The sequence below is a fragment of the Microbacterium sp. P5_E9 genome, assembly GCF_054049175.1.
Map to the genome: position 1 here is coordinate 40,239 of NZ_JBFUMV010000004.1, position 22,706 is coordinate 62,944.

At 67.1% G+C, this 22,706-nt stretch carries 22 protein-coding genes and 2 tRNA genes; 16 read left to right on the plus strand and 8 right to left on the minus strand.

The genetic code is table 11. The features are described 5' to 3' along the window. Positions 1 to 7: 7 nt before the first annotated feature. Positions 8 to 145 carry a 50S ribosomal protein L34 gene (gene rpmH, locus ACXJ3V_RS08135; RefSeq protein ID WP_055961817.1) on the minus strand — a complete coding sequence of 46 codons (138 nt, stop codon included), beginning with the start codon at positions 143 to 145 and terminating at the stop codon, positions 8 to 10. 307 nt (positions 146 to 452) lie between these two features. On the opposite strand from rpmH, the gene dnaA reads away from it, so the two are divergent. From dnaA to ACXJ3V_RS08170, 7 genes are all read left to right on the plus strand, one after another. After that, entirely contained in the window at positions 453 to 1,865 is a 1,413-nt protein-coding gene (gene dnaA / locus ACXJ3V_RS08140) for a chromosomal replication initiator protein DnaA (protein WP_457099786.1), read from the plus strand. A 464-nt stretch (positions 1,866 to 2,329) separates the two neighbouring features. Continuing rightward, positions 2,330 to 3,481, plus strand: coding sequence for a DNA polymerase III subunit beta (dnaN, locus tag ACXJ3V_RS08145; protein ID WP_457099787.1), 1,152 nt, complete (start codon positions 2,330 to 2,332; stop codon positions 3,479 to 3,481). 57 nt (positions 3,482 to 3,538) lie between these two features. Continuing rightward, positions 3,539 to 4,696, plus strand: a complete 1,158-nt coding sequence (recF, locus tag ACXJ3V_RS08150) for a DNA replication/repair protein RecF (protein WP_457099788.1) — start codon at positions 3,539 to 3,541, stop codon at positions 4,694 to 4,696. After that, a complete protein-coding gene (locus ACXJ3V_RS08155) occupies positions 4,689 to 5,213 on the plus strand; it encodes a DUF721 domain-containing protein (RefSeq protein ID WP_457099789.1) in 525 nt (174 codons plus the stop codon). Before recF ends, ACXJ3V_RS08155 begins: the two co-directional genes overlap by 8 nt. Positions 5,214 to 5,336: 123 nt before the next feature. Next, the gene (gene gyrB, locus ACXJ3V_RS08160) at positions 5,337 to 7,373 is read left to right on the plus strand and encodes a DNA topoisomerase (ATP-hydrolyzing) subunit B (RefSeq protein ID WP_457099790.1); all 2,037 of its coding nucleotides are present in this window, start codon (positions 5,337 to 5,339) and stop codon (positions 7,371 to 7,373) included. 105 nt (positions 7,374 to 7,478) lie between these two features. Next, positions 7,479 to 10,049, plus strand: coding sequence for a DNA gyrase subunit A (gyrA, locus tag ACXJ3V_RS08165; protein WP_457099791.1), 2,571 nt, complete (start codon positions 7,479 to 7,481; stop codon positions 10,047 to 10,049). Next, positions 10,046 to 10,450, plus strand: coding sequence for a DUF3566 domain-containing protein (locus ACXJ3V_RS08170; protein ID WP_457099792.1), 405 nt, complete (start codon positions 10,046 to 10,048; stop codon positions 10,448 to 10,450). The genes gyrA and ACXJ3V_RS08170 overlap by 4 nt, the downstream gene beginning before the upstream one ends. 25 nt (positions 10,451 to 10,475) lie before the next feature. Here the strand turns inward: ACXJ3V_RS08170 and ACXJ3V_RS08175 are convergent, their stop codons facing one another. Then, positions 10,476 to 11,189 carry a VIT1/CCC1 transporter family protein gene (locus ACXJ3V_RS08175; protein ID WP_457099793.1) on the minus strand — a complete coding sequence of 238 codons (714 nt, stop codon included), beginning with the start codon at positions 11,187 to 11,189 and terminating at the stop codon, positions 10,476 to 10,478. 106 nt (positions 11,190 to 11,295) lie between these two features. Between ACXJ3V_RS08175 and ACXJ3V_RS08180 the strand changes: the two genes are divergently transcribed. From ACXJ3V_RS08180 to ACXJ3V_RS08195, 4 genes are all read left to right on the plus strand, one after another. Continuing rightward, positions 11,296 to 11,369 (plus strand) — tRNA-Ile (locus ACXJ3V_RS08180). A 13-nt stretch (positions 11,370 to 11,382) separates the two neighbouring features. Next, positions 11,383 to 11,455 (plus strand) — tRNA-Ala (locus ACXJ3V_RS08185). Between the two features lie 278 nt (positions 11,456 to 11,733). Beyond that, positions 11,734 to 12,471, plus strand: a complete 738-nt coding sequence (locus ACXJ3V_RS08190; RefSeq protein WP_457099794.1) for a Pr6Pr family membrane protein — start codon at positions 11,734 to 11,736, stop codon at positions 12,469 to 12,471. A gap of 80 nt (positions 12,472 to 12,551) precedes the next feature. Further along, positions 12,552 to 12,995 carry an NUDIX hydrolase gene (locus ACXJ3V_RS08195; protein ID WP_457099795.1) on the plus strand — a complete coding sequence of 148 codons (444 nt, stop codon included), beginning with the start codon at positions 12,552 to 12,554 and terminating at the stop codon, positions 12,993 to 12,995. Between the two features lie 17 nt (positions 12,996 to 13,012). Here ACXJ3V_RS08195 and ACXJ3V_RS08200 read toward each other — a convergent pair whose 3' ends face one another. Together ACXJ3V_RS08200 and ACXJ3V_RS08205 are read right to left on the minus strand one after the other, a co-directional pair. Beyond that, the gene (locus tag ACXJ3V_RS08200; RefSeq protein WP_457099796.1) at positions 13,013 to 13,489 is read right to left on the minus strand and encodes an aminoacyl-tRNA deacylase; all 477 of its coding nucleotides are present in this window, start codon (positions 13,487 to 13,489) and stop codon (positions 13,013 to 13,015) included. 6 nt (positions 13,490 to 13,495) lie between these two features. Then, complete coding sequence (locus ACXJ3V_RS08205; RefSeq protein ID WP_457099797.1) at positions 13,496 to 14,008, minus strand: DNA helicase; 513 nt, start codon at positions 14,006 to 14,008, stop codon at positions 13,496 to 13,498. Positions 14,009 to 14,105: 97 nt separating this feature from the next. On the opposite strand from ACXJ3V_RS08205, the gene ACXJ3V_RS08210 reads away from it, so the two are divergent. Together ACXJ3V_RS08210 and ACXJ3V_RS08215 are read left to right on the plus strand one after the other, a co-directional pair. Then, a complete protein-coding gene (locus ACXJ3V_RS08210) occupies positions 14,106 to 14,663 on the plus strand; it encodes a peptidylprolyl isomerase (protein WP_457099798.1) in 558 nt (185 codons plus the stop codon). Positions 14,664 to 14,682: 19 nt separating this feature from the next. Continuing rightward, on the plus strand, positions 14,683 to 15,603 hold the full coding sequence (locus tag ACXJ3V_RS08215) for a rhomboid family intramembrane serine protease (RefSeq protein ID WP_457099799.1): 921 nt from the start codon (positions 14,683 to 14,685) through the stop codon (positions 15,601 to 15,603). Positions 15,604 to 15,818: 215 nt separating this feature from the next. Here ACXJ3V_RS08215 and ACXJ3V_RS08220 read toward each other — a convergent pair whose 3' ends face one another. After that, positions 15,819 to 16,055, minus strand: coding sequence for a cell division protein CrgA (locus tag ACXJ3V_RS08220; protein ID WP_457099800.1), 237 nt, complete (start codon positions 16,053 to 16,055; stop codon positions 15,819 to 15,821). 143 nt (positions 16,056 to 16,198) lie between these two features. On the opposite strand from ACXJ3V_RS08220, the gene ACXJ3V_RS08225 reads away from it, so the two are divergent. The 3 genes from ACXJ3V_RS08225 to ACXJ3V_RS08235 are packed head-to-tail and all read left to right on the plus strand — an operon-like array spanning position 16,199 to position 17,768. Then, positions 16,199 to 16,957 (plus strand): class E sortase, encoded by a 759-nt coding sequence (locus ACXJ3V_RS08225; protein ID WP_457099974.1) that lies wholly within the window; start codon positions 16,199 to 16,201, stop codon positions 16,955 to 16,957. Then, complete coding sequence (locus tag ACXJ3V_RS08230) at positions 16,957 to 17,112, plus strand: hypothetical protein (RefSeq protein ID WP_457099801.1); 156 nt, start codon at positions 16,957 to 16,959, stop codon at positions 17,110 to 17,112. The genes ACXJ3V_RS08225 and ACXJ3V_RS08230 overlap by 1 nt, the downstream gene beginning before the upstream one ends. Next, a complete protein-coding gene (locus ACXJ3V_RS08235; protein ID WP_457099802.1) occupies positions 17,109 to 17,768 on the plus strand; it encodes an anthranilate synthase component II in 660 nt (219 codons plus the stop codon). Before ACXJ3V_RS08230 ends, ACXJ3V_RS08235 begins: the two co-directional genes overlap by 4 nt. A 23-nt stretch (positions 17,769 to 17,791) precedes the next feature. Here ACXJ3V_RS08235 and pknB read toward each other — a convergent pair whose 3' ends face one another. From pknB to ACXJ3V_RS08250, 3 genes are read right to left on the minus strand one after another with little or no spacing between them, the layout of a single operon-like run. Continuing rightward, entirely contained in the window at positions 17,792 to 19,492 is a 1,701-nt protein-coding gene (gene pknB / locus ACXJ3V_RS08240; RefSeq protein WP_457099803.1) for a Stk1 family PASTA domain-containing Ser/Thr kinase, read from the minus strand. 56 nt (positions 19,493 to 19,548) lie between these two features. Beyond that, positions 19,549 to 21,249: a protein kinase domain-containing protein gene (locus tag ACXJ3V_RS08245; protein ID WP_457099804.1), complete on the minus strand. Its 1,701-nt coding sequence runs from the start codon at positions 21,247 to 21,249 to the stop codon at positions 19,549 to 19,551. Then, entirely contained in the window at positions 21,246 to 22,703 is a 1,458-nt protein-coding gene (locus ACXJ3V_RS08250) for a peptidoglycan D,D-transpeptidase FtsI family protein (RefSeq protein ID WP_457099805.1), read from the minus strand. The genes ACXJ3V_RS08245 and ACXJ3V_RS08250 overlap by 4 nt, the downstream gene beginning before the upstream one ends. Positions 22,704 to 22,706: the final 3 nt, after the last annotated feature.

Here is a 22,706-nt window from a genome sequence, read left to right on the forward strand (position 1 = left end):
CTCGCGATCAGGCTGAGAGCTCGGTGCGACCCTTGCCGCGACGAGCGGAGAGGATCGCGCGGCCCGCGCGGGTGTGCATGCGGGCACGGAAACCGTGCTTCTTGGCACGACGGCGGTTGTTGGGCTGGAATGTGCGCTTGCTCATGGGATCACTTCCGGATCAGGGTGCCACCGGGACGCTCAGACCGGAGGACGGGATACAGGGACTGCCGCGAGGGCATAAGTCAACCGATTAAGGCTACGACGTACGGGCGCATAACTCAAACCGGGACGAGTGGACCGGCATTATGCACAGACAAGTCGCAGGCCCTGGTCCCGACACGCGGGCGAGATCTACAGTGGAGTTTGCTCCCGACAGGCCTGCTGACTAGCGTGGCTCCGGCAGTTATCCACAGGCTCGGGAAAACCTATCCCTTGAGCGTGTGACGCATCACCACTTCCCGGGGGGGGCTATGTCTCAGCACGAAATTCCAGATGTTCCAGTCTGGTCCGCAGTGCTCGAGGAACTCGCCTCCGACGACCGCGTGACCCCGCAGCTGCAGGGATTCCTCAATCTCGCAGTCCCCCAGGGAGTCATGGGCGGAACGCTCTACCTCGATGTTCCGAACGATCTCACTGCAGCACAGATCAACAAGCGCATGCGTGCGCCGATCATGGAGGCTCTGGCCAAGGTCGACGAGGAGCCGTCGGCCTCGACCTTCCGAGTCGTCGTGAATCCGGAGATCGTCGACCAGCACATGACATCGCCGATCCCGGTGCAGCAGACTCCGGCGCCGGCTGCCGTCGTCCGCTCGCCGATGGAGGATGCCGCGGACGCGGCATCCGCTCGAAACGACTCGCGGCTCAACCCGAAGTACACGTTCGACAACTTCGTCATCGGACAGTCCAACCGCTTCGCACACGCCGCGGCCGTCGCCGTCGCCGAGGCTCCCGCGAAGGCGTACAACCCGCTCTTCATCTACGGCGACTCGGGACTGGGCAAGACACACCTCCTGCACGCCATCGGCGATTACGCGATGAGCCTCTATTCCGGCATCCGCGTCCGCTACGTCTCGAGCGAAGAGTTCACGAACGACTTCATCAACTCGATCGCCAACAACCGCGGGTCGGCATTCCAGGCTCGGTATCGGGATGTCGACATCCTCCTGATCGACGACATCCAGTTCCTGCAGGGTCGTGCCGAGACGCAGGAGGCGTTCTTCCACACCTTCAACACGCTCCACGACCACGACAAGCAGGTCGTGATCACGAGCGACGTGCCGCCCAAGCACCTGACCGGGTTCGAAGACCGGATGCGCAGCCGCTTCGAGTGGGGTCTCATCACCGACGTCCAGGCGCCGGACCTCGAGACCCGCATCGCGATCCTGCGCAAGAAGGCGCAGAGCGAGCGACTGCACATTCCCGACGAGGTACTGGAGTACATCGCGACCGTGGTGTCGTCGAACATCCGCGAACTCGAGGGCGCCCTCATCCGGGTCTCCGCCTATGCGAGCCTCAACCGCTCGACTCTCGACATGTCGCTCGCCCAGACGGTGCTGCGCGACATCATCGACCAGAACGACACCAATGTGATCTCGCCGACCGACATCATCACGGCGACCGCCCAGTACTTCAAGCTCTCGGTCGATGACCTCTACGGATCGAGCAGGTCGCAGGCCGTCGCGACAGCCCGGCAGATCGCCATGTACCTCTGCCGCGAGCGGACGAGCCTGTCGCTGCCCAAGATCGGACAGCTCTTCGGCAACCGCGACCACACCACGGTCATGTATGCCAATAAGAAGATCAGCGACCTCATGAAGGAGCGTCGGTCGATCTACAACCAGGTCTCGGAGATCAGCGCGCAGCTCGGCCGCAACGGCCGCTGACCCTTCTCGTGTCGCCGACGGGTCGCTTCTGCGGCCGGTCCGACGTTCGTCGTGGTCATGCGTCGACGCATTCCCCAAATTGTGCTTGACAGTCGACGCGGCCAGGGCCAAAATCGCGGTTCTTCACAGTGTGGAAAACCTGTGGATAACTCGATCTCCCTGCGGAAACCTGTGAGCGAATGACAAATCCCTGTGGACGGAGGATCGGATGCCGCAACCGGAGTCCCATGCCCGAACTGCGCGAGTCCGCAGCGATTCCACATCTCACACTGTTGTAGTTCCCATGTCCCGATTGATGAACGTGAAGTTATCCACATCATCCACAGGTGTTAACACCATGACGTTAACTTTCTGATGAAGCCCCGGTCCGATCACCTTGAGAGCCGGGCCCTGCGTCTTGAGGTCTCAGTCGACCTGGGGACTAGCATGGGAAACCCAAGCCCCAGAACGACAAGGAAGCGCCCGTGAGGTTTCACGTCAATCGCGATGTCTTCAGCGAAGCCGTGTCGTTCGTCGTCAAGCTGCTGCCGCAGCGCAACCCGCAGCCGATCCTGGCAGGTGTGCTGATCGAGGCCACCGAAGCCGGGCTCTCGCTCGCGGCGTTCGACTACGAGGCATCTGCTCGCACCACGATCGAAGCGACGGTCGACGAGCCGGGCACGATCCTCGTGCACGGTCGCCTGCTGTCCGAGATCGCCAGTCGCCTGCCGAACGCACCGATCCAGATCGAAGTCGACGACGACGGCGGCATCCTGCTCAGCTGCGGCTCGGCACGATTCACGCTCGCGTCGATGCCGGTACAGGAATATCCCGCGATCCCGGAGGTCACCGGCGACTCGGGCGTCGTTCCTGGTGAGGATTTCGCCACGGCGATCGCGCAGGTGGCGTTCGCCGCGTCGCGCGACGATGTCACCCCGGTGCTCACCGGCGTCCAGCTCGAGGTGTCCGGAACGCAGCTGAGCCTGGTGGCCACCGACCGCTACCGCGTTGCGCTGCGCGAGATCCCCTGGGACGGCGGCGCCACCGCCTCCGACGAGGCGACCACGGCCTTGGTCCCGGCGCGCACGCTCACCGAGGTCGGAAAGACGTTCTCGCACGGCGGCAATATCTCGATCACGTTCTCCGGCTCGGGCGATCGCGAGATCATCGCGTTCACGGCGGGCAACAAGACGGTGACGTCGCTGCTGATCAAGGGCAACTTCCCGCCGGTTCGCCGGCTGTTCCCCGAGCAGACCGAGCATCACGCCGTGGTCAACACCGCGGAGCTCACCGAAGCTGTTCGCCGCGTGTCGCTGGTCCTGGACCGCTCGGCACCGCTGCGCTTCACGTTCAGCGCCGAGGGCGTCTCGATGGATGCTTCGGGCACCGAGCAGGCGCGCGCGTCCGAGTCGGTCGATGCCACCCTCGTGGGCGAGGAAGTCACGCTCGGGCTCAATCCTCAGTACCTGATCGAGTCGCTCAGCGCGGTCCGCAGCGAGTTCGTGCGGATCACGTTCACGTCGAGCGAGAACGCGAACAAGCTGAGCCCCGTGCTCATCACGCCGCAGACGTCGGTCGACAAAGGCGGCGCCGAGACCTTCAAGTACCTGCTGCAGCCGAACCTGCTCCTCCGCTGACCACCCGGCTTCCGTTTCGGCGGGAGTGCTGGGGGAGGTGGCGGGTAGTCTGACCCGGTGATCGTGGAGCAGCTCAGCCTCGTCGACTTCCGCAACTATGCGGTCGCCGATGTCGCGCTGCAGCCCGGGCCGAACGTGTTCGTGGGCCGCAACGGGCAGGGCAAGACGAACCTCGTCGAAGCGATCGCGTACTTCGCGACGCTCGGCTCCCATCGGGTGTCTCAGGATGCACCGATGGTGCGCGATGGGGCGGATGCCGCAATCGTGCGTGCCCGCCTCACCCATGGCGAGCGCCGGGTCCTGCTCGAAGTGCAGCTCAACCGACAGGGCACGAACAAGGCTCGTGTCAACGGAGCCCCGGTGAAGCCGGCCGAGCTGCCGCGGTATGCCCAGGTCGTCCTCTTCGCCCCTGAAGATCTGCAGATCGTCCGCGGCGATCCGTCCGGGCGCCGGCGGTTCATGGATCAGCTGCTCATCCAGCGCACGCCTCGTCTTTCGGGCGTGCTGGCGGACTATGACCGCGTGCTCAAGCAGCGCACCGCCCTGCTCAAGTCGGCGAAGGCCCGCGGAGTGCGCGGCGAGGGCCTGTCCACCCTCGAGGTCTGGGACGACAAACTGATCTCGCTCGGAACCCAGGTGATCGAGGCACGCCTGGCCCTCGCTGTGGAACTGGCCGAACCGCTCGCGCACGCGTACGCCTCGATCGCCGGGGCGGATCATCGTCCCGAGCTGCACTGGGCGCTGTCGGTGACGGGTGGCGATCCTGAAGAGGGATCGGATGCCGCGACCACCGACACCGCGCCGGCCCAGATCGCCGATCAGTTCCGTGCCGCCCTCGCCGCGCGACGGTCCGCTGAGCTCGACCGTGGTCTCACGCTCGTCGGTCCCCATCGCGATGACGCCGTTCTCCGGGTGCGCGGGCTTCCGGTGAAGGGATACGCGTCGCATGGCGAGTCCTGGTCTGTCGCCCTCTCGCTGCGACTGGCTTCCGCCGAACTCCTCCGCGCGGACTCCCGCCTCGGCGACCCGGTGCTGATCCTCGACGATGTCTTCGCCGAACTCGACGCCGATCGTCGCGTGCGGCTGGCCGAGCTGGTCCGGGGGTACGAGCAGGTCATCGTGACGGCCGCCGTGGAGCAGGATGTGCCCGAACCGCTGCGCGCACAGGTGGTCCGGGTCGAGGGCGGGCGCATTCTCGAGGTCGCAGATGCCTGACGTGAACGCACCGCGGGGCGCGGCATCCGTCTCCGACCCGAACGAGATCCCCGAGACGGTGGCGACCTACCTGCGACTGCGCGGTCTGGAGCCGTCGGCGAGGACGTACCGCAAGCGGCGGCGGCGGGCGGACGACGACGAGAACGCCCCGTTCACGCCGGGGCGCGATCCTCGAGGAGTGGCCGATGTGCTCGCCGACCTCACCCGCGAGTCGGGCTGGGATGCGAATCTGGCGCGTGAAGACGTCGTGCGCACGTGGGCCGAAGTGGCCGGCGAAGGGACCGCCGCCCACACGACACCGGTCGCCTTCCTGGATGGTGTGCTGACCGTGCAGGCGGACTCGACCGCGTGGGCGAAACAGCTGCAGCTGATGCGCGCGCAGATCCTCTCCGAGATCATCCGGAGGTTCCCAGAAGCAGGGGTCGATGGGATCCGCTTCATCGGCCCGGACGTCCCCTCCTGGAAATGGGGTCCCAGAGCCGTTCCAGGGCGTGGCCCGCGCGATACCTACGGTTGAGTCACCTCCAGCGTCGTTCTGAAGGATTTGCGCGCGCTACAGGGCCTCAGAATGGCCGTGAACGGGGGTCTTCTTGGTAGACTGGAGCTACCCCCGACGACCGACTGGAGCGTTCGAGAACATATGACGTCCGTGAATCCCGATAGCGCCGCCGGACATTCCGCATCGCCCGCTCCGAACAAGCCTCTGAGTGATTACGGCGCAGACTCGATTCAAGTGCTCGAGGGTCTGGAAGCGGTCCGCAAGCGCCCCGGCATGTACATCGGCTCGACCGGCCCGCGTGGCCTCCACCACCTCGTGTCCGAGATCGTCGACAACTCCGTCGATGAAGCCCTCGCCGGCTATTGCGACACCATCGACATCACGATCCTGCCGGACGGCGGCGTACGGGTGATCGACAACGGTCGAGGGATCCCGGTCGACATCCACAAGAGCGAGGGCAGGTCCACCGTCGAGGTGGTCTTCACCGTGCTGCACGCCGGCGGAAAGTTCGGCGGCGGCGGCTACGCGGTCTCCGGTGGTCTGCATGGCGTCGGCTCCTCGGTCGTGAACGCCCTCTCCACTCGCCTCGAGGTCGAGGTGCGGCGCCAGGGATACGTCTGGCGTCAGTCGTATCGCGACGGCGGCGAGCCTCAGGCCCCGCTCGAACGCGGCGAGGAGAGCAGCGAGACCGGAACGACGATCACGTTCTGGCCGGATGCCGGAATCTTTGAGACCGTCGAATTCGACTACGACACGCTGCGCACCCGCTTTCAGCAGATGGCCTTCCTGAACAAGGGGCTGCGGATCGATCTCGTCGACGAGCGACCCTCGGCAGCGATCGAAGTCGAGGAGAGCGGCACTCTCGTGCTGCAGCAGCCGCACGACTCGTTCCTCTACGAGCGCGGACTCGTCGACTACGTCGAACATCTCAATCGCATAAGGCACGCTGATGTCGTCAACGACCAGATCATCGAGGTCGAGTCCGAGGACACCGATCGCAAGATCGCGCTCGAGCTCGCGATGCAGTGGACGACGAGCTACACCGAGAACGTCTTCACATACGCGAACACCATCAACACCCACGAAGGTGGCACGCACGAAGAGGGATTCCGTGCCGCGCTGACGACGCTGGTCAACAAGTACGCCCGCGCGCAGAACCTGCTGAAGGAGAAGGACGAGAACCTCTCCGGCGACGATGTGCGCGAGGGCCTGACGGCGGTCCTCTCAGTGAAGCTCTCCGAGCCGCAGTTCGAGGGCCAGACCAAGACGAAGCTCGGCAACACCGAGGCGAAGGCGTTCGTGCAGAAGGTGGTCGGCGATCAGCTCGGCGACTGGTTCGAGCGCAACCCGGCGCAGGCGAAGCTCGTCGTGCGCAAGGCGATCGACGCGGCGACCGCACGGCTGGCCGCGCGCAAGGCGCGCGAGACCGCGCGCCGCAAGAGCGTGTTCGAGAGCGCGTCGATGCCCGACAAGCTCAAGGACTGCACGAGCAAGGACCCGTCGCTGAGCGAGATCTTCCTCGTCGAGGGCGACTCGGCCGGTGGCTCGGCCGTGCAGGGTCGTGACCCGCACACGCAGGCGATCCTCGCCCTTCGCGGCAAGATCCTCAACGTGGAACGGGCTCGGCTCGACCGCGCCCTCGGCAACAACGAGATCCAGGCGATGATCGCTGCCTTCGGCGCCGGCGTCGGCGAGGACTTCGACGTCAGCAGGGCGCGGTACCACAAGATCGTCCTGATGGCCGATGCCGACGTCGACGGGCAGCACATCACGACGCTGCTGTTGACGCTGCTGTTCCGCTACATGCGCGGACTCATCGAGGCGGGCTACGTCTACCTCGCGATGCCGCCGCTGTACCGGATCAAGTGGTCGAACTCCGCACACGAATACGTCTACAGCGACGCCGAGCGTGACGCACTGCTGGCCGACGGGGTCGCCAGCGGCAAGCGGATTCCGAAGGACAACGCGATCCAGCGGTACAAGGGTCTCGGCGAGATGAACGACAAGGAGCTGTGGGAGACCACGATGAATCCGGCATCCCGCACGCTTCGTCAGGTCACCATCGACGACGCGGTGACGGCTGACGAGATCTTCACGACGCTGATGGGCGAAGATGTCGAATCCCGGCGCCAGTTCATCCAGAAGAACGCGAAGGATGTCCGCTTCCTCGACATCTAGCCGCCCGGCCCGCTTCGCACCGCGCGCGAGCGCCGGTCGAGCGAGCCGAGTCAGACGAACGAGCCCGGCTGCGGGCTCCTATGAGAAGACGACTGAGAGAACGAAATGACTGACGCATCCGACGGCGCCGTGGCATCCGATCCGCACGGCCGCATCGAGCCGGTAGATCTCCAGTCGGAGATGCAGCGCAGCTACCTCGACTATGCGATGAGCGTCATCGTGGGCCGGGCGCTTCCCGATGTGCGCGACGGCCTGAAGCCCKTGCATCGCCGTGTCATCTATGCGATGTACGACGGCGGCTATCGCCCCGACAAGTCGTTCTCGAAGTGCGCCCGTGTCGTCGGCGAGGTCATGGGTCAGTACCACCCCCATGGCGACACCGCGATCTACGACACCCTCGTCCGGCTCGTGCAGCCGTGGGCACTGCGTTACCCGCTCGCCCTCGGGCAGGGCAACTTCGGCTCCCCGGGCAACCAGGGCGCCGCCGCCCCGCGGTACACCGAGACCAAGATGGCTCCGCTCGCGCTCGAGATGGTGCGCGACATCGAAGAGGAGACCGTCGACTTCCAGGACAACTACGACGGGCAGACCCAGGAGCCGGTCGTCCTGCCGGCGCGCTTCCCGAACCTTCTGGTCAACGGGTCCGTCGGCATCGCCGTCGGCATGGCCACCAATATCCCGCCGCACAACATGCGCGAGGTCTCCGAGGGCGCCCTCTGGGCGCTGGAGAACCCGGATGCCTCGCGGGAGGAGCTCCTCGAAGCCCTGATGCAGCGCATCAAGGGTCCCGACTTCCCGACCGGCGCGCAGATCCTGGGCGTCCGGGGCATCGCGGACGCGTACCGCACCGGACGCGGCTCGATCACGATGCGCGCCGTGGTGAACGTCGAGGAGATCCAGGGCCGGACGTGCCTCGTGATCACCGAGCTGCCCTATCAGGTGAACCCCGACAACCTCGCGGTGAAGATCGCCGACCTCGCCCGTGAGGGGCGCATCACCGGAATCGCCGACATCCGCGACGAGACCTCCGGCCGCACCGGGCAGCGCCTGGTCATTGTGCTCAAGCGGGATGCCGTCGCCAAGGTCGTGCTCAACAATCTGTACAAGCACACCTCGCTGCAGGAGAACTTCGGCGCGAACATGCTCGCGATCGTCGACGGCGTGCCGCGCACGCTGCCGCTCGACGGCTTCATCACGCACTGGATCGACCACCAGATCGAGGTCATCGTCCGCCGCACGGACTTCCGACTGCGCCGGGCCGAGCGCCGCATGCACACCCTGCGCGGCTACCTCAAGGCGCTCGACGCGCTGGATGAGGTCATCGCGCTGATCCGCCGCTCCGCGACCGCCGATGAAGCGCGGACCGGCCTGATGACCCTGCTCGACGTCGACTCGGGGCAGGCCGATGAGATCCTCGCCCTCCAGCTGCGTCGGCTCGCGGCCCTCGAGCGCCAGAAGATCATCGACGAGGCCGCCGAGCTGGAACTGCAGATCGAGGACTTCAAGGACATCCTCGCGACGCCGGCCCGGCAGCGGACGATCATCCGCGACGAGCTCGTCGAGATCGTCACGAAGTTCGGCGACGAGCGCCGCACGGCGATCATGCCCGGCTACGACGGCGACATGTCGGTGGAAGACCTCATCCCCGAGGAGGAGATGGTTCTCACCGTCACGMGCAACGGCTACATCAAGCGCACGCGCAGCGACAACTACCGCCAGCAGCACCGCGGCGGCCGGGGCGTCAAGGGTGCGCAGCTGCGCGCCGACGACGTCGTCGAGCACTTCTTCGTCACCACCACCCACCACTGGCTGCTGTTCTTCACGACCAAGGGCCGGGTCTACCGCTGCAAGGCCTATGAAGTCCCGGAGGCGGGACGGGATGCCAAGGGTCAGCACGTCGCGAACCTCCTGGCTTTCCAGCCCGGCGAGGAGATCGCGCAGGTGCTCGACATCCGCGATTACCAGGTCGCGACCTATCTCGTCCTGGCGACCCACAGCGGTCTTGTGAAGAAGACCCGCCTCACCGAGTACGACACCAACCGCCAAGGCGGCGTCATCGCGATCAAGCTGCGCGAGGACGACGAGGTCGTGAGCGCGATGCTCGTCGACGAGGGGGACGACATCCTCCTCATCAGCCGACACGGCATGTCGCTGCGGTTCACCGCGACCGACGAGGCCCTCCGACCGATGGGCCGCTCCACCGAAGGCGTCAAGGGAATGTCTTTCCGCGGGCACGACAGTCTGCTCTCGGCATCGATGCTCAAGGACGACGGCTATGTGTTCGTGGTCACCGAAGCGGGGTACGCCAAACGCACCGATGTCAGCCAGTACCGGTCGCAGAGCCGGGGTGGACTCGGCATCAAGGTCGCCAAGCTGAGCGACGATCGCGGCGTTCTCGCGGGCGGTCTGATCGTCGCGGAGGACGACGAGGTCCTGGTGGTTCTTGCCAGCGGCAAGGTGGTACGCTCTGCCGTGGCCGAGGTGCCTGCCAAGGGTCGCGACACCATGGGTGTCGTCTTCGCCCGGGCTGATGACGCTGATCGCATCATCGCGATCGCCAGAAACGGCGAGCGAGGCCTGACGGAAGTAGCCGAGGCAGCCGAGGCAGCCGAGGACGCCGAGGTCGCCACCCCCGAGGCTTCGCCCGAGATCCCCGAAGAGAGTACTGACGCATGAGCACCGTAGCCGACAAGCTCGCCAAGAAGTCCAGCAGCAAGACCAGCGCCAAGCAGGTGCGCCTGCGCCTGGTCTACATCGACTTCTGGTCGGCTGTGAAGCTGTCGTTCCTCGCGGCAGTCGCGCTCGCGGTCGTCACCGTCGTCTCGTTCTTCCTGGTCTTCATGGTCATCCAGACCACCGGGCTCATCGCCCGCTTCGACGACTTCTTCCAGAGCATCTCCGATGGCGGCATCTCGATCTCCGCCTTCGTCGGGCTGCCCCAGGTGATGGCGTTCGCGGCCATCATCGCGATCCTCAACCTGATCGTCGTCACCGTGCTCGGGGCCGTGGTCGCGGGAATCTACAATCTCGCGGTCAAGGTCACCGGCGGGCTGCTGGTCGGGTTCACCTCCAACTAGCACCCGTGCCGCGCATCCGCGCGGATCAGACGATGCCGGTCGTGCCCAGCAGGGTGCCGATCAGCCAGGTGGCGGCCAGAGCGAGTCCACCGCCGACGACGAGTCGCAGCACAGCGCGTCCCTTCGGGGCTCCGCCCAGTTGGGCCGATACCGTTCCCGTCGCCGCGAGGGCGATCAGCACCGCGACGAACGTCACCGGAATGCGCCACTCCGGCGGCGGAAGCAGGATGGCGAGCAGCGGCAGCAGGGCGCCCAGGGTGAACGCGATCGCGGAGGACAGCGCCGCGTGCCACGGATTGACGAGATCGTCCTGATCGATGTGCAGCTCGACCTCGAGGTGGGCGGAAAGCGCGTCGTGCGCGGTCAGCTCGAGCGCCACACTGCGGGCCGTGGCATCCGAAAGTCCGCGATCTCGGTAGAGCTGGGTCAGCTCCTCCAGTTCCTCCTGCGGCATCTCGTGCAGTTCGCGCCGCTCCTTGGCGATGAGCGCCCGCTCCGTGTCGCGCTGGCTGCTGACCGACACATACTCGCCGAGAGCCATTGAGATCGCGCCGCCGACGAGGCCGGCGATCCCAGCGGTCAGCAGGGCAGGCGTCGCCGTTGTCACTCCGGCGACGCCGACCAAGAGGGATGCGATCGAGACGATCCCATCGTTCGCGCCCAGCACTCCCGCGCGCAGCCAGTTGAGACGCTGGCCGAGGCCGTTCGAGTGAGCCTCGCCCGGATGCGCCTGGTCCATCTGCTCAGTCAAGCATCGCGCGAGCCCCCACGGGCCGCTCGATTCGAGAAAACGCCGCGCGTCAGGTAAAGTCTTGGAGGTTGCCGACGTTCGCGTCGCAGCGATCGGGGCTATAGCTCAGGCGGTTAGAGCGCTTCACTGATAATGAAGAGGTCCCAGGTTCAAGTCCTGGTAGCCCCACCCCACAAGCCCCGGGGCCTTAGCTCAGTTGGTAGAGCGCCTGCTTTGCAAGCAGGATGTCAGGAGTTCGAATCTCCTAGGCTCCACAGTGTGAAGCGCCAGCCCCCGGCTGGCGCTTCTGCCGTTTTCGGCAGTATTTCCCAGGTCAGAGGCCATTTTCTCGGTCCTGATCGAGGGAACTTGGGGAAACCCTCACAATCTCGTCCCCCAATGGGGGGACACGCTGTAGCTACTTCACAAAGAATGTCCGACTTCCTTCGCGGTCCTTCCTTCCTCAGCCACAGGATCTCAGCGCCGGAGCGGCTCGAGACGCTATAAATCCTCAAGACGTCGTACACCTCGTCCGACGCGAAAGGGGATCATGATGCATTGGTCATGGATAAGGCTCGCTGCGGGGGCGGCGGGTCTTTCGGGGGTTGTGGCGGGATTCATCGTCAACGTCGATCGAGCCACACGGGAGGGAAAGGATCTCGGGCTGGTCCTGGCGAACTACTTCAGCCTGTTCACGATCGTCACGACGACGCTGAGCATCGTCGCGCTGACAGCGGCCGCGGTGTGGTCGATGCGGCATCCGGGCACGTCACGCGAACCATTCGCGGTCGCCCTCGGGCTGGCTGTCGTCACCGGACCGATGCTGCTGCTCGGCGTCGTGTTCAACGTGCTGCTGCGGGGAGGCCCGAGTGAGCTCGCGCTCGCAGACGCGCCGGCCATCTCCTTCCTGGACCACTGGGCCACCGAGGTGCTGCACGTCGTGCTGCCGCTCTATCTCCTTGTCGACCTGCTCTTCGCGACCCGGCGCCGTGGCCTTCCCTGGAAGACCCTCTTCGTGATCGTCGGCTATCCGATCGCGTGGATCACCTACACGATGATCCGCGGGGAACTCATTTCCGATCCCTTCGGCTCGAACCCCTGGTGGTATCCCTACGGATTCCTCGACCCGCACGGCGCCGGGGGGTGGGCATCCGCGTTCACCTACATCGTGGTGCTCACGGGCATGCTCGCCGCCATCGGGGCGATCACCATCGCCATCGGACGCTTCCGCGAACGGCGTGCAATCGCCCGCGAGGCAGCCGCCGAACCTGTTGGCGCACTGCAGGCCTGACCAGCAGTCCCTGGCCCGAGACCCCGCCATCCGGCGGGGTCTCGGGCCTCGTCACGACCGGCGCCTGGATAGGGTGAGGCATGGACATCAGGGTCGCGGCCTACGCCGTCATCACCGACGACGACGGCCGGATCCTCCTTGCGCACTGGAATGAGGGCGGCCGCTCCGGGTGGACTCTGCCCGGTGGTGGACTCGATCCCGGCGAGGACCCGGAGGGCGCCGCCCGTCGCGAAGTGCACGAGGAGACCGGGTACGAGGTCGTGCTGGACGGGTTGATCGGGGTGGACTCCCGTGTCATTCCCCTGGCTCACCGGCTGACACCGGATGCCTCAGGGCCATTGCATGCGCTGCGGATCGTGTACCGCGCAACCGTCACCGGTGGCCACCTGCGCAACGAGGCGGACGGTTCCACGGACCGCGCCGAGTGGTTTCCGCTCGAGAGCGTCCACGCGCTGCACCGCGTCAAGCTCGTGGACGTCGGCCTGCGGTTCGCCGGCATCGATCGTCCCGCCGCTGCGAGCTGACCCGCGCTCGACGAGCGCTACTGCTCGATGGACTGTGAGATGTCCGCGACCGTCGCGCCATACGCGGCGATCAGGTCGTCGGCCTCGACGAAGAGGCTGTACCCGTGGGCGCCGGCCCCCATCGCGATCCGCTCGCCGACGATCCGCTCGTCCGCATAGATCGGCCACTCCGTAGAGCTCCCGATCGGGACGATCGTGCCGCGCTCATAGCCGGTGGCCGCGAGGGCGCGCTGCGGATCGGGCAGCTGCAGCTTGTTCACGCCGACCACCGCCCGCAGCTTCGGCCATGAGATCGCACGATCTCCAGGCACGAGCGCGAACAGGTAGGTGTCATCGCTGCGCTTGACCACGAGAGTCTTCACGATGCCGGATGCCGGGATGCCCAGCAGCGCGGCCGCCTCCGGCAGGCTGTTCGCCACCGGGCGCTCGCGGATGTCGATCGTCAGTCCGCGAGCGGATGCCGCATCTCTGACGCGCGCGTGGGCGTCGGTCACCGGGGATCAGGCGTCGGGTGCACGCAGCGGGTCGTCTGCAACCCAAAGCTCGTCATCCGCCCGCAGCGTCTGCCATGCCGCGTAGAGGACACCCAGGGCGGCAGCCACGCCGAAGATGATCGCGACGACGCCGCCGGCGCCGATCCCGCTCTTCTTGGGCGGAGCCAAGACCGGCAGGTGAATGCCCCGGCTGGCGTTGAGCTTGTGACGGGTGTCGTTCGCAGCGTCCAGTACGGAGAGCGCCGAGCCGACGACCGCACTGGCGGCCGGTGCGAGGGTGTCGTTGATGACATTTCGCGACACGGTGACGCCCTTGTCGACGTACGGTGCGGCGTAGCGGCCGTACGCGGACTCGACCTGCGGGACCAGCTGCTCGCGGCGGTAGTTGCCGAGCTGACGGCGTGCTTCGCGAGCAACGCCCGCGGCATCGCCGACGAGCACCTGCTGCGACTCCCACAGCTTCGCTGCCTGGTCTTGCAGCTTGCGAAGTTCCTTCTTGCGCTTGCGGCTGAGGCTCACGGGGCCCTCCCTGTCGATGGGGGTGTGGTTCTGTCCATATTGCCAGACCACGCCCACAACGGAAGGGTTCCCATGGAACTCTGAGAGAATGAGCGTTATGCCTCAGCACACCGCGGTTGCCACCCTGCACACGAACCACGGCGACATCGTCGTCAATCTCTTCGGAGACCACGCCCCTCGAACGGTGAAGAACTTCGTCGGCCTCGCCGACGGCACCGGCGAGTGGAAGGATCCCGCGACCGGCAAGCCCGGCACAGGACCCCTTTACCAGGACATCATCTTCCATCGGATCATCCCGGGCTTCATGATCCAGGGCGGCGACCCGCTCGGTCAGGGCACCGGCGGCCCCGGCTACACCTTCAACGACGAGATCCACCCGGAACTGAACTTCCAGAAGCCGTACATCCTCGCGATGGCGAACGCCGGCCTCCGCCGCAACGCGCTCACCGGCGCGGTCGAGGGCACCAACGGCTCGCAGTTCTTCATCACCACCGACCCCACTCCATGGCTGCAGGGCAAGCACACCATCTTCGGCGAGGTCGCGGACGACGCATCACGCGCTGTCGTGGACGCTCTCGGCGCCGTGCCGACCGCGTCGGGAGACCGACCCATCGAGCCGGTCGTGCTCCAGTCGGTCGACGTCGTCGCGGCATAGGGCGCATCGCACCCCGCCCGTGACCACGGCAGCCTTCCGTCGCAACAGCGATAACTTCTGCTACCGCCACCCCGACCGGGTGAGCTTCGTGCTGTGCCAGCGATGCCTGCGGACGATCTGCCCGGAGTGTCAGACCCAGGGCGCGGTCGGGGTGATCTGCCCTGAGTGCATGCGCGATCAGCAGAAGGCGCAGTCCGACGCCCAGAAGAAGGCGGAGAAACGGGCGTACCGGCCTCGGCCGGTGGCCCTTTCCGACTCGAGGCCGCTCGCGACGTACGCCATCATCGGCGCGACGGCCGTCGTCTACGCGCTGCAGCTGATCCCCGGATTCCCGGTGGAGGCGTGGCTGGCGTTCAACAGCTACTTCGTGTGGCCGGGCGGCCCCCTTCCGCTGCAGCCGTGGCGGATGCTCACCTCAGTGTTCGTCCACGACGGAATCTTCCACATCGGCTTCAACATGCTCGCGCTGTGGATGATCGGGCGAAGTCTCGAACCCCTTCTCGGCCGCTGGCGGTTCGTGGTGCTGTACCTGCTGAGCGGCATCGGCGGATCCGTCGCGGTCGCACTGCTCGCGCCAGGGGTCTGGGTGGTCGGGGCATCCGGCGCGATCTTCGGGCTCTTCGGAGCGCTGCTCGTGATCGGACGCCACATCGGCGCGAACATCCGCAACATCGCGATCGTCATCGGCATCAACTTCCTCTACCCGTTCGCGGTAGCCCTGATCAGCAGCATCGGGCGTGGGTCGTTCACCGAGGCGCTCGCGGCGATCCAGGTGTCGTGGCAGGCGCACCTGGGCGGACTGCTGACCGGAGCGCTGGTGGGGTTGATTTACGCGCGCACCCGCACGGTGGAGCGGCGCGCCACGCAGATCTGGCTGCTCGTCGGCGTCGGCGTGGGACTGCTCGCCCTGCTCGTCATCCCGCCACTGCTGTACACGTGAGGTCTCGATACGGGCGCCTTCGGCGGCCTACTCAACCTTGCACCGTGACGCATCAACGCGTGCTTCGCTCGCATTGATCCGTCCCGCTGCAAGTTATCCACAGATCTATCCCCACCTGGGGATGAATCACACCGGTGTAATTACCGGTCCGTGGGCAAAGAAAACGACCGAGACGCGGTGTGCGTCTCGGCCGGTGGTTTGTCGGATGCCGGTGCTCAGCGCCAGCGGGTGGTCATGAGGAAGCCGACGAAGGCGATGCCGAACCCGATGACCAGGTTCCATGCGCCGATGCCGGGGATCGGGTAGTTCATCCCGCTCAGGTAGAAGACCAGCACCCACACGAGCCCGACCAGCATGAGGCCGATCATCACGGGCTTGAACCAGACGKGATTGGGGGCCGCTTCGCCCTCGCTGCGCTCGACGAGCTCCTCGTCCTTGCCAGATCGTGCCATGGGACCAGTCTACTGCCAGCCGGGCACCAGCCTCCGCTGACTAGAATCCACCTGTGGATGACGCGGCGAGCCCCACCCCGGACGGGGAGGCCTCCGGCGCGCCCGACGCCGATCCCGGCAAGCGCGACCGGTCGGCGCGCGCCGTGCGCCCGCGTCGACGAGCCTCCGTCATCGGCGTGCTGGGCGAGATCCTCCTCACCGTCGGTGTCGTGACTCTGCTCTACGTCGTCTGGCAGCTGTGGATCGGCGATGTGATCTACGGCGCGCAGCGCACCGCCGATGCACACTCGCTCAGCGAGGAGTGGCAGCAGGAGTACGAGGCGTCGGCCACGGCATCCCCCACTCCCTCGCCGACGGCTTCCGGCTCCGCCGAGCCCACGCCCGCCGCCGTCGAGCCGGTCATCCTGCCGCAGCCGGCCGACGCCGAGATCTTCGGCACGATGCACATCCCGCGCTTCGGCGCGGACTATGCCTTCCCGGTGGCCGGTGGGGTCAGCCGCGAGAACACCCTCGATGACATCGGCGTCGGGCACTACCCCGGCACGCAGATGCCCGGCGAGATGGGCAACTTCGCGGTCGCGGCGCACCGAACGACCTTCGGCAAGCCCTTCAACCAGATCGCGTCGCTGCACGTCGGCGATGCCATCGTGATCGAGACCCCCGATGGCTGGTACACGTACCGATTCCGCACTCTCGAGTACGTGAAGCCCGACGCCGTCGAGGTGCTCGCGCCGGTTCCGCAGGAGACTGGTGTCTCGGCGGACGGGCAGTACCTCACGATGACGAGCTGCAGCCCGATGTTCTCCAAAGCCGAGCGGATCGTCGCGTTCAGCGTCTTCGAGGCGTACACCCCGCGCACAGCGGGGGCCCCGCTCGCACTGACCCAGGGGGTGACCAGCTGATGTACGCCGGACTTTGGCACATTCTCCCCGGTCCCGTGTGGCTGAGGATCATCATCCTGATCCTGCTGCTGGCGGCCGTCCTGTACGCCCTGCTCTTCTGGGTCTTCCCGTGGGTGAGTCACATCGTCGACCCGACGGAAGTCACGGTGGAGTGACGCGGTGGAGTGACGCGGGGGCAGCGGTCGCCCGGATCCTGGTCGTCGACAATCACGACAGCTTCGTGCACACCCTGGTCGGCTACCTCCACGAACTCGGCGCCGACACCGACCTCGTCGAGTCCGATGACATCGACCCTGCGGCCGCGCTCGACGTCATCGCTTCGTATCAGGCGGTGCTCGTCTCCCCCGGTCCTGGAACGCCTGAGCACGCCGGGGCATCGATCGCCGTGGTGCGGGCGGCAGCGGATCGCGGCATCCCGCTTCTCGGAGTGTGTCTCGGCCACCAGGCGATCGCTGCGGCTTTCGGTGCCCGCGTGGAGCACGCCTCGGAGCTCATGCACGGGATCACCTCGCTGGTTCACCATGACGACAGTGCGCTGTATGCGGGGCTGCCCGATCCGTTCGCGGCGACGCGCTACCACTCGCTCGCGATCGTGCCCGAGTCGCTGCCGCCCGCTCTTGTGGTCTCCAGCCGCACCGACAGCGGCGTCATCATGGGCGTGCGGCACCGCAGCCTGCCGATCGAAGGCGTGCAGTTCCATCCGGAGAGCGTGCTCACCGAAGGCGGCTACCGCCTGCTGGGCAACTGGCTCGAGACGGTGGGGATTCCGGATGCCGCGACCCGCGGCGCGTCGTTGAGTCCGCGCCGCTGAGCCGGTCCCTCGGTGTGACCGGGCTAGGGGCCGGTGCAGTAGGTCAGGGTGATCGTCGAGTGCACGGCGACATCGCCCGGTGGCAGCGACTGCTGCGCCACGGTGCGCGGATCCGTCGCGGTGCACGTGGCGTCCTCGGCGGTTTCCACGGTCAGGTTGATCTCCGGAGCCTGCAGGGCGGTGGTCGCGGCGTCCACGGTGTAGCCCTTGTAGTCGACGATCGTGACCTGTCCGGTCGCGACGACGAGGTTGACCACGGTGCCGAGGGGCACTTCCGAGCCCGCTTCGGCGTCCGCCGAGATCACGGTGCCGGCAGCGAGATCCGGGTCGTTGCGCGGGGTGACGGCCCCGGCGACGAGCCCCACCTGCTCCAACGCGGCGCGGGCGGCGTCCTCGCCGACACCGACGAGCGTGGGCACGACCACCGTCTCCACACCGCTCGAGACGAAGACCTTCACCTGATAGCCGCGCGACACGGAGGTTCCTGCCGCCGGATCGGTGCGGATGACGTTGCCGGCAGCGATGTCCGTGCTGGGCTCCTGTACCGAGTACGCGACGAGGTCCTCGGCGACGAGGATCTCCTCCGCCCGTTCATAGGCGATGTCGGTGACATCCGGGACGATGCGGGAGTTCGCCGGCACCTGGGAGCCAGAGGGGAGCCAGAGCACCCAGAGAAGCAGCCCGATGAGCACGGCCGCGAGCAGGGCCACTCCCCCCCAGATCCAGGCGACCGGTGGGCCGGCCTGGGTGCGCTTCATCGTCGTGTCGGTGCTCAGCTGCCGGAGCGACCTGGCCGTCTCGGCGGCCTGCCGTGGCGAGGGTCCGTACAGCTCGCTCGTGAGAGCGCCGACCTGGCGCTTGGTGGGGGTGCGACCGTCGATCGTCGCGTCGAGCGCTTCGCGGAACGAGGCGGCATCCTGATATCGCTGGAACGGGTCCTTGGCGAGCGCCCGCAGGGCGACGGCATCCAGAGCGCGGGGCACCGTCTCGTTGACCTCGGAGGGGGCCAGGGGGGTTTCGCTCACGTGCTGGTACGCCACCGCGACCGGCGACTCACCGCGGAAGGGCTGACGGCCTGAGAGCAGCTCGTACAGGACGACACCAGCGGAGTAGAGGTCGGCGCGCGCGTCGACGGGCTCGCCCTTGGCCTGCTCCGGCGAGAAGTATGCGGCGGTGCCGAGGATGTGCGTCGTCTCGGCGACGGTGGAAGAGGAGTCCGAGACGGCCCGGGCGATGCCGAAGTCCATCACCTTGACCTGCCCGGCATCCGTCACCATCACGTTGCCCGGCTTGATGTCACGGTGGACGACGCCGGCGCGATGGGAGTACTCGAGCGCCTCCAGGATGCCGTCCACGTAGCGGACCGCGTCGGGGACGGGCACGGGGCCCGCCGAGATGATGTCCTTCAGCAGCGCGCCGTGGACGAGCTCCATGATGATGTACGGCACCGGGGACACCGACCCGTCGGGTGCCGTCTCGGTGTCCTCGCCCGCGTCGTACACGCGCACGATGGTGGGATGCGCCATCCGCGAGGCCGCCTGGGCCTCCAGGCGGAACCGGGTGCGGAAGGCGCCGTCGAGCGCGAGATCGCGCCGCAGCACCTTGACGGCGACACTCCGGCCCAGCGTGAGGTCGTAGCCGCGATACACGGTGGCCATACCTCCGCGGCCGATGAGCTCATCGACGCGATAGCGCCCCGAAAGCACGCGCGGCTCAGCTGTCACGGACTCTCCCTGGGTGGATCGGTTTCAGCCTAGCCGACCACCGCGCGCGAGTCGGGCTACGGGGTGGGTGTGGGATTGGGGCCGTCGGGTGCGGGTGTGGGGACTGCCTGGATCTGCGCGTTCGCCTCGCCCGAGGCCGGGGAGGTGCGGTCGCCCCCGTCGCCGGAGCACGTCACCGTGTACTTCACGGTCACCGGGTCGCCTGCGCTGCCGGTGATCAACAGGTCGGCACTGCGCTTGTCGGACGTGAAAGGCGCATCGGACCGACCCGTGCTCGGGAACTGACCATTGGTCGCGGTGAAATTGTAGAAGGTGACGGCACCCGAACCGGCTGGGCAGGAGTAGCCCGTCCACGTCACCTGGACCGTCGCCGCCGTTTCGACCGCGCCCTCCAGGCCGGGGGCCGACGGAGTCGGCATCGCGACCTGATCCGAGTAGAAGGTCAGGGTCAGCAGCTGCGTCGGATCGATGCGGCCGCTCGGTGAGACGAGGTAGACCTGGTTCACCTGGTCGCCGGTCGGAGCGGCATTGCCCGCCACGCACGACACGGCGGCAACACCGGCCGTCTTGGCCGCGGCGGAGGCCGCGGTGCAGTCCTGGCCCTCGAGCGCCAGCGCGTCGACATCGATGAGCGTGGCGCTCGGCGTCGGCGTCGCGGACGCGGACTGGCTCGGAGTCGGGCTCGGCGTCTCTTCCCGCCGGTCGCCCGGGTTGGACAGCACCGCCCAGAGCGTTCCGCCCAGGATCAGCAGCAGCAGGATGATCAGCGCGATCAGCGGCCACGTCCAGGGGCTGCGCTTGCCCTTCTCCTCTTCACCGTCGGCCAGGACGGTCGACTCGGTCAGCAGCGCCGTCGGCGTAGCCGCGAGCAGCGCGGTCGCGTCGTCGCCGCCGACTCCTGCTGCGATCGCCGGCACGGCGGCCGCAGCGGCGGCGAGGTCGCCACGGCGCAGTGCGGTGGCGGCACGGGCGACGACGGATGCCGAGGCCGGGCGGTCTTCGGGCTTCTTGGCGATCATCACCATGACGAGGTTCTGCACGGGCACCGCGACGGTCGGCGGCAGCGGCGGCGGCTGCTCGTTGATCTGCGCCATCGCGATCGCGACCTGGGACTCGCCGGTGAAGGGACGCTTGCCCGCGAGGCACTCGTACGCGACGATGCCGAGCGAGTAGGTGTCCGTCGCCGGAGAGGCGGCGTGACCGGAGGCCTGCTCGGGCGAGAGGTACTGAACGGTGCCCATCACCTGGCCGGTGGCGGTCAGCGGCACCTGGTCGGCGATGCGCGCGATGCCGAAGTCGGTGATCTTCACCCGGCCATCGGGGGTGATCAGCAGGTTGCCCGGCTTGATGTCGCGGTGCACGAGTCCGGCCGCGTGCGCAGCCTGCAGGGCGGCAGAGGTCTGCGCGACGATGTCGAGCGTCTTGTCGGTGGACAGCTCGCCGTCGCGTTCGAGGATCGTCGACAGCGCCTCGCCGGGGACGAGCTCCATGACCAGGAAGGCCGAGCCGTTCTCCTCGCCGTAGTCGAAGACGCTTGCGATGCCCTCGTGGTTGACGAGGGCGGCGTGCCGAGCCTCGGCGCGGAAGCGCTCGAGGAACCCGGGGTCGCCCATGTACTCGTCTTTGAGGATCTTGATGGCGACGGTCCGCCCGATGACGTGGTCGGTCGCCTCCCACACCTCGCCCATACCGCCGATGGCGATACGAGAATCCAGTTCGTAGCGCCCGCCGAAGGTCGCACCCTGCGTCGGTCTCATCTGCCCAGCACCGCCTCCATGACCTTCTTCGCGATGGGTGCCGCGATCGTGTTGCCGCTGCCCGTTTGGCCCTGCCCACCGCCGTCTTCAACCACGACAGCCACGGCGACCCGGGGATTCTCTGCGGGAGCGAAGCCCGTGAACCACAAGGTGAATGGCTGATTGGTTCCGTTCTCCGCGGTCCCGGTCTTACCGGCAACGTCGACGCCGTCTATTCTTGCACCCGACGCTGCGCCGTCACTGACATTCGCGATCATCATCGCGACCATCTGCGCCGCCAGATCCTCATCCAGCGCCCGGCCGAACTCCGAGTCCTTGAACGTCTGCTGCACCGAGAGATCGGGTGCGACCACCCGGTCGACCATGCGTGGGTTCATGACCATTCCTCCGTTTGCGATGCCGGCCGACACCATCGCCATCTGCAGCGGTGTCGCGATCACCTGGCCTTGGCCGAATCCGGTCAGCGCCGTCTGCGGGTCGTCGAGTGCGCGCGGGTACACCGACGGCGTCGAGACCAGCGGCAGCTCGAACGAGCGGTTGAAGCCGTACTTCTCCGCCTCTTCGCGGATCGCGGTGTCGCCGAGTTGGACGGCGAGCTCCGCCATCGGGATGTTGCAGCTCAGGCGCAGCGCGTCGGCGATCGTGACCGTCTCGCCGGGGCCGCACGCGCCGCCCGACGCGTTGTAGACCATGCTCGACGACTGCGGCAGCTGGTACGACGCCGGGTTGGGCAGCGCCGACGTCGGGGTGTAGTCGCCGGACGCCAGCGCGGCCGACGCCACGACGAGCTTGAAGGTCGAGCCCGGAGGGTTGAGGTCTCCGCCGATGGAGCGGTTCGCGAGCGGATCGCCCGGATCGTCGACGAGCTGGTCGTAGTAGGTGTTCACGGCCTTCGCGTCGTGTGCGGCGAGCAGGTTCGTGTCGAAGGTCGGGCTCGACACCATGGCGAGCACGCGCCCGGTGGCCGGCTCGATGGCGATCACGGCGCCCTGCAATCCGCCCAGCGCATCGAAGGCGGCACGCTGGACCACGGCATCCAGCGACAGCACGACGTTCGAACCGCGGGGAGGCTGACCCGTGACGATCCGCTCCAGGCTCGCGAGGAACTGGGAGCCGGCGGTGCCGCTCAGCACCTGGTTCATCTCCAGCTCGATGCCGGTCGCCGAGCCCAGCTCGGGGTTGATCCATCCGGTGACCTGGCCCCACATCGGGGCGTCGGTGTACACGCGCTGCCAGCTGTACACGTCGTCGGAGGGGACGGATGCCGCGATCGCCGACCCGCTCGCGATGATCGAGCCGCGCTGCACCGCGTAGGAGTCGTAGAGCGCGCGGGTGTTGCGGGGATCCTGGGCGAGGCTGTCGGCCTGCACGACCTGGATGACGCTGATCGAGGCGAACAGGGCGACGAACATCAGCAGCATCACGATGCTGAGCCGGCGGAGTTCTTTCGTCACGAC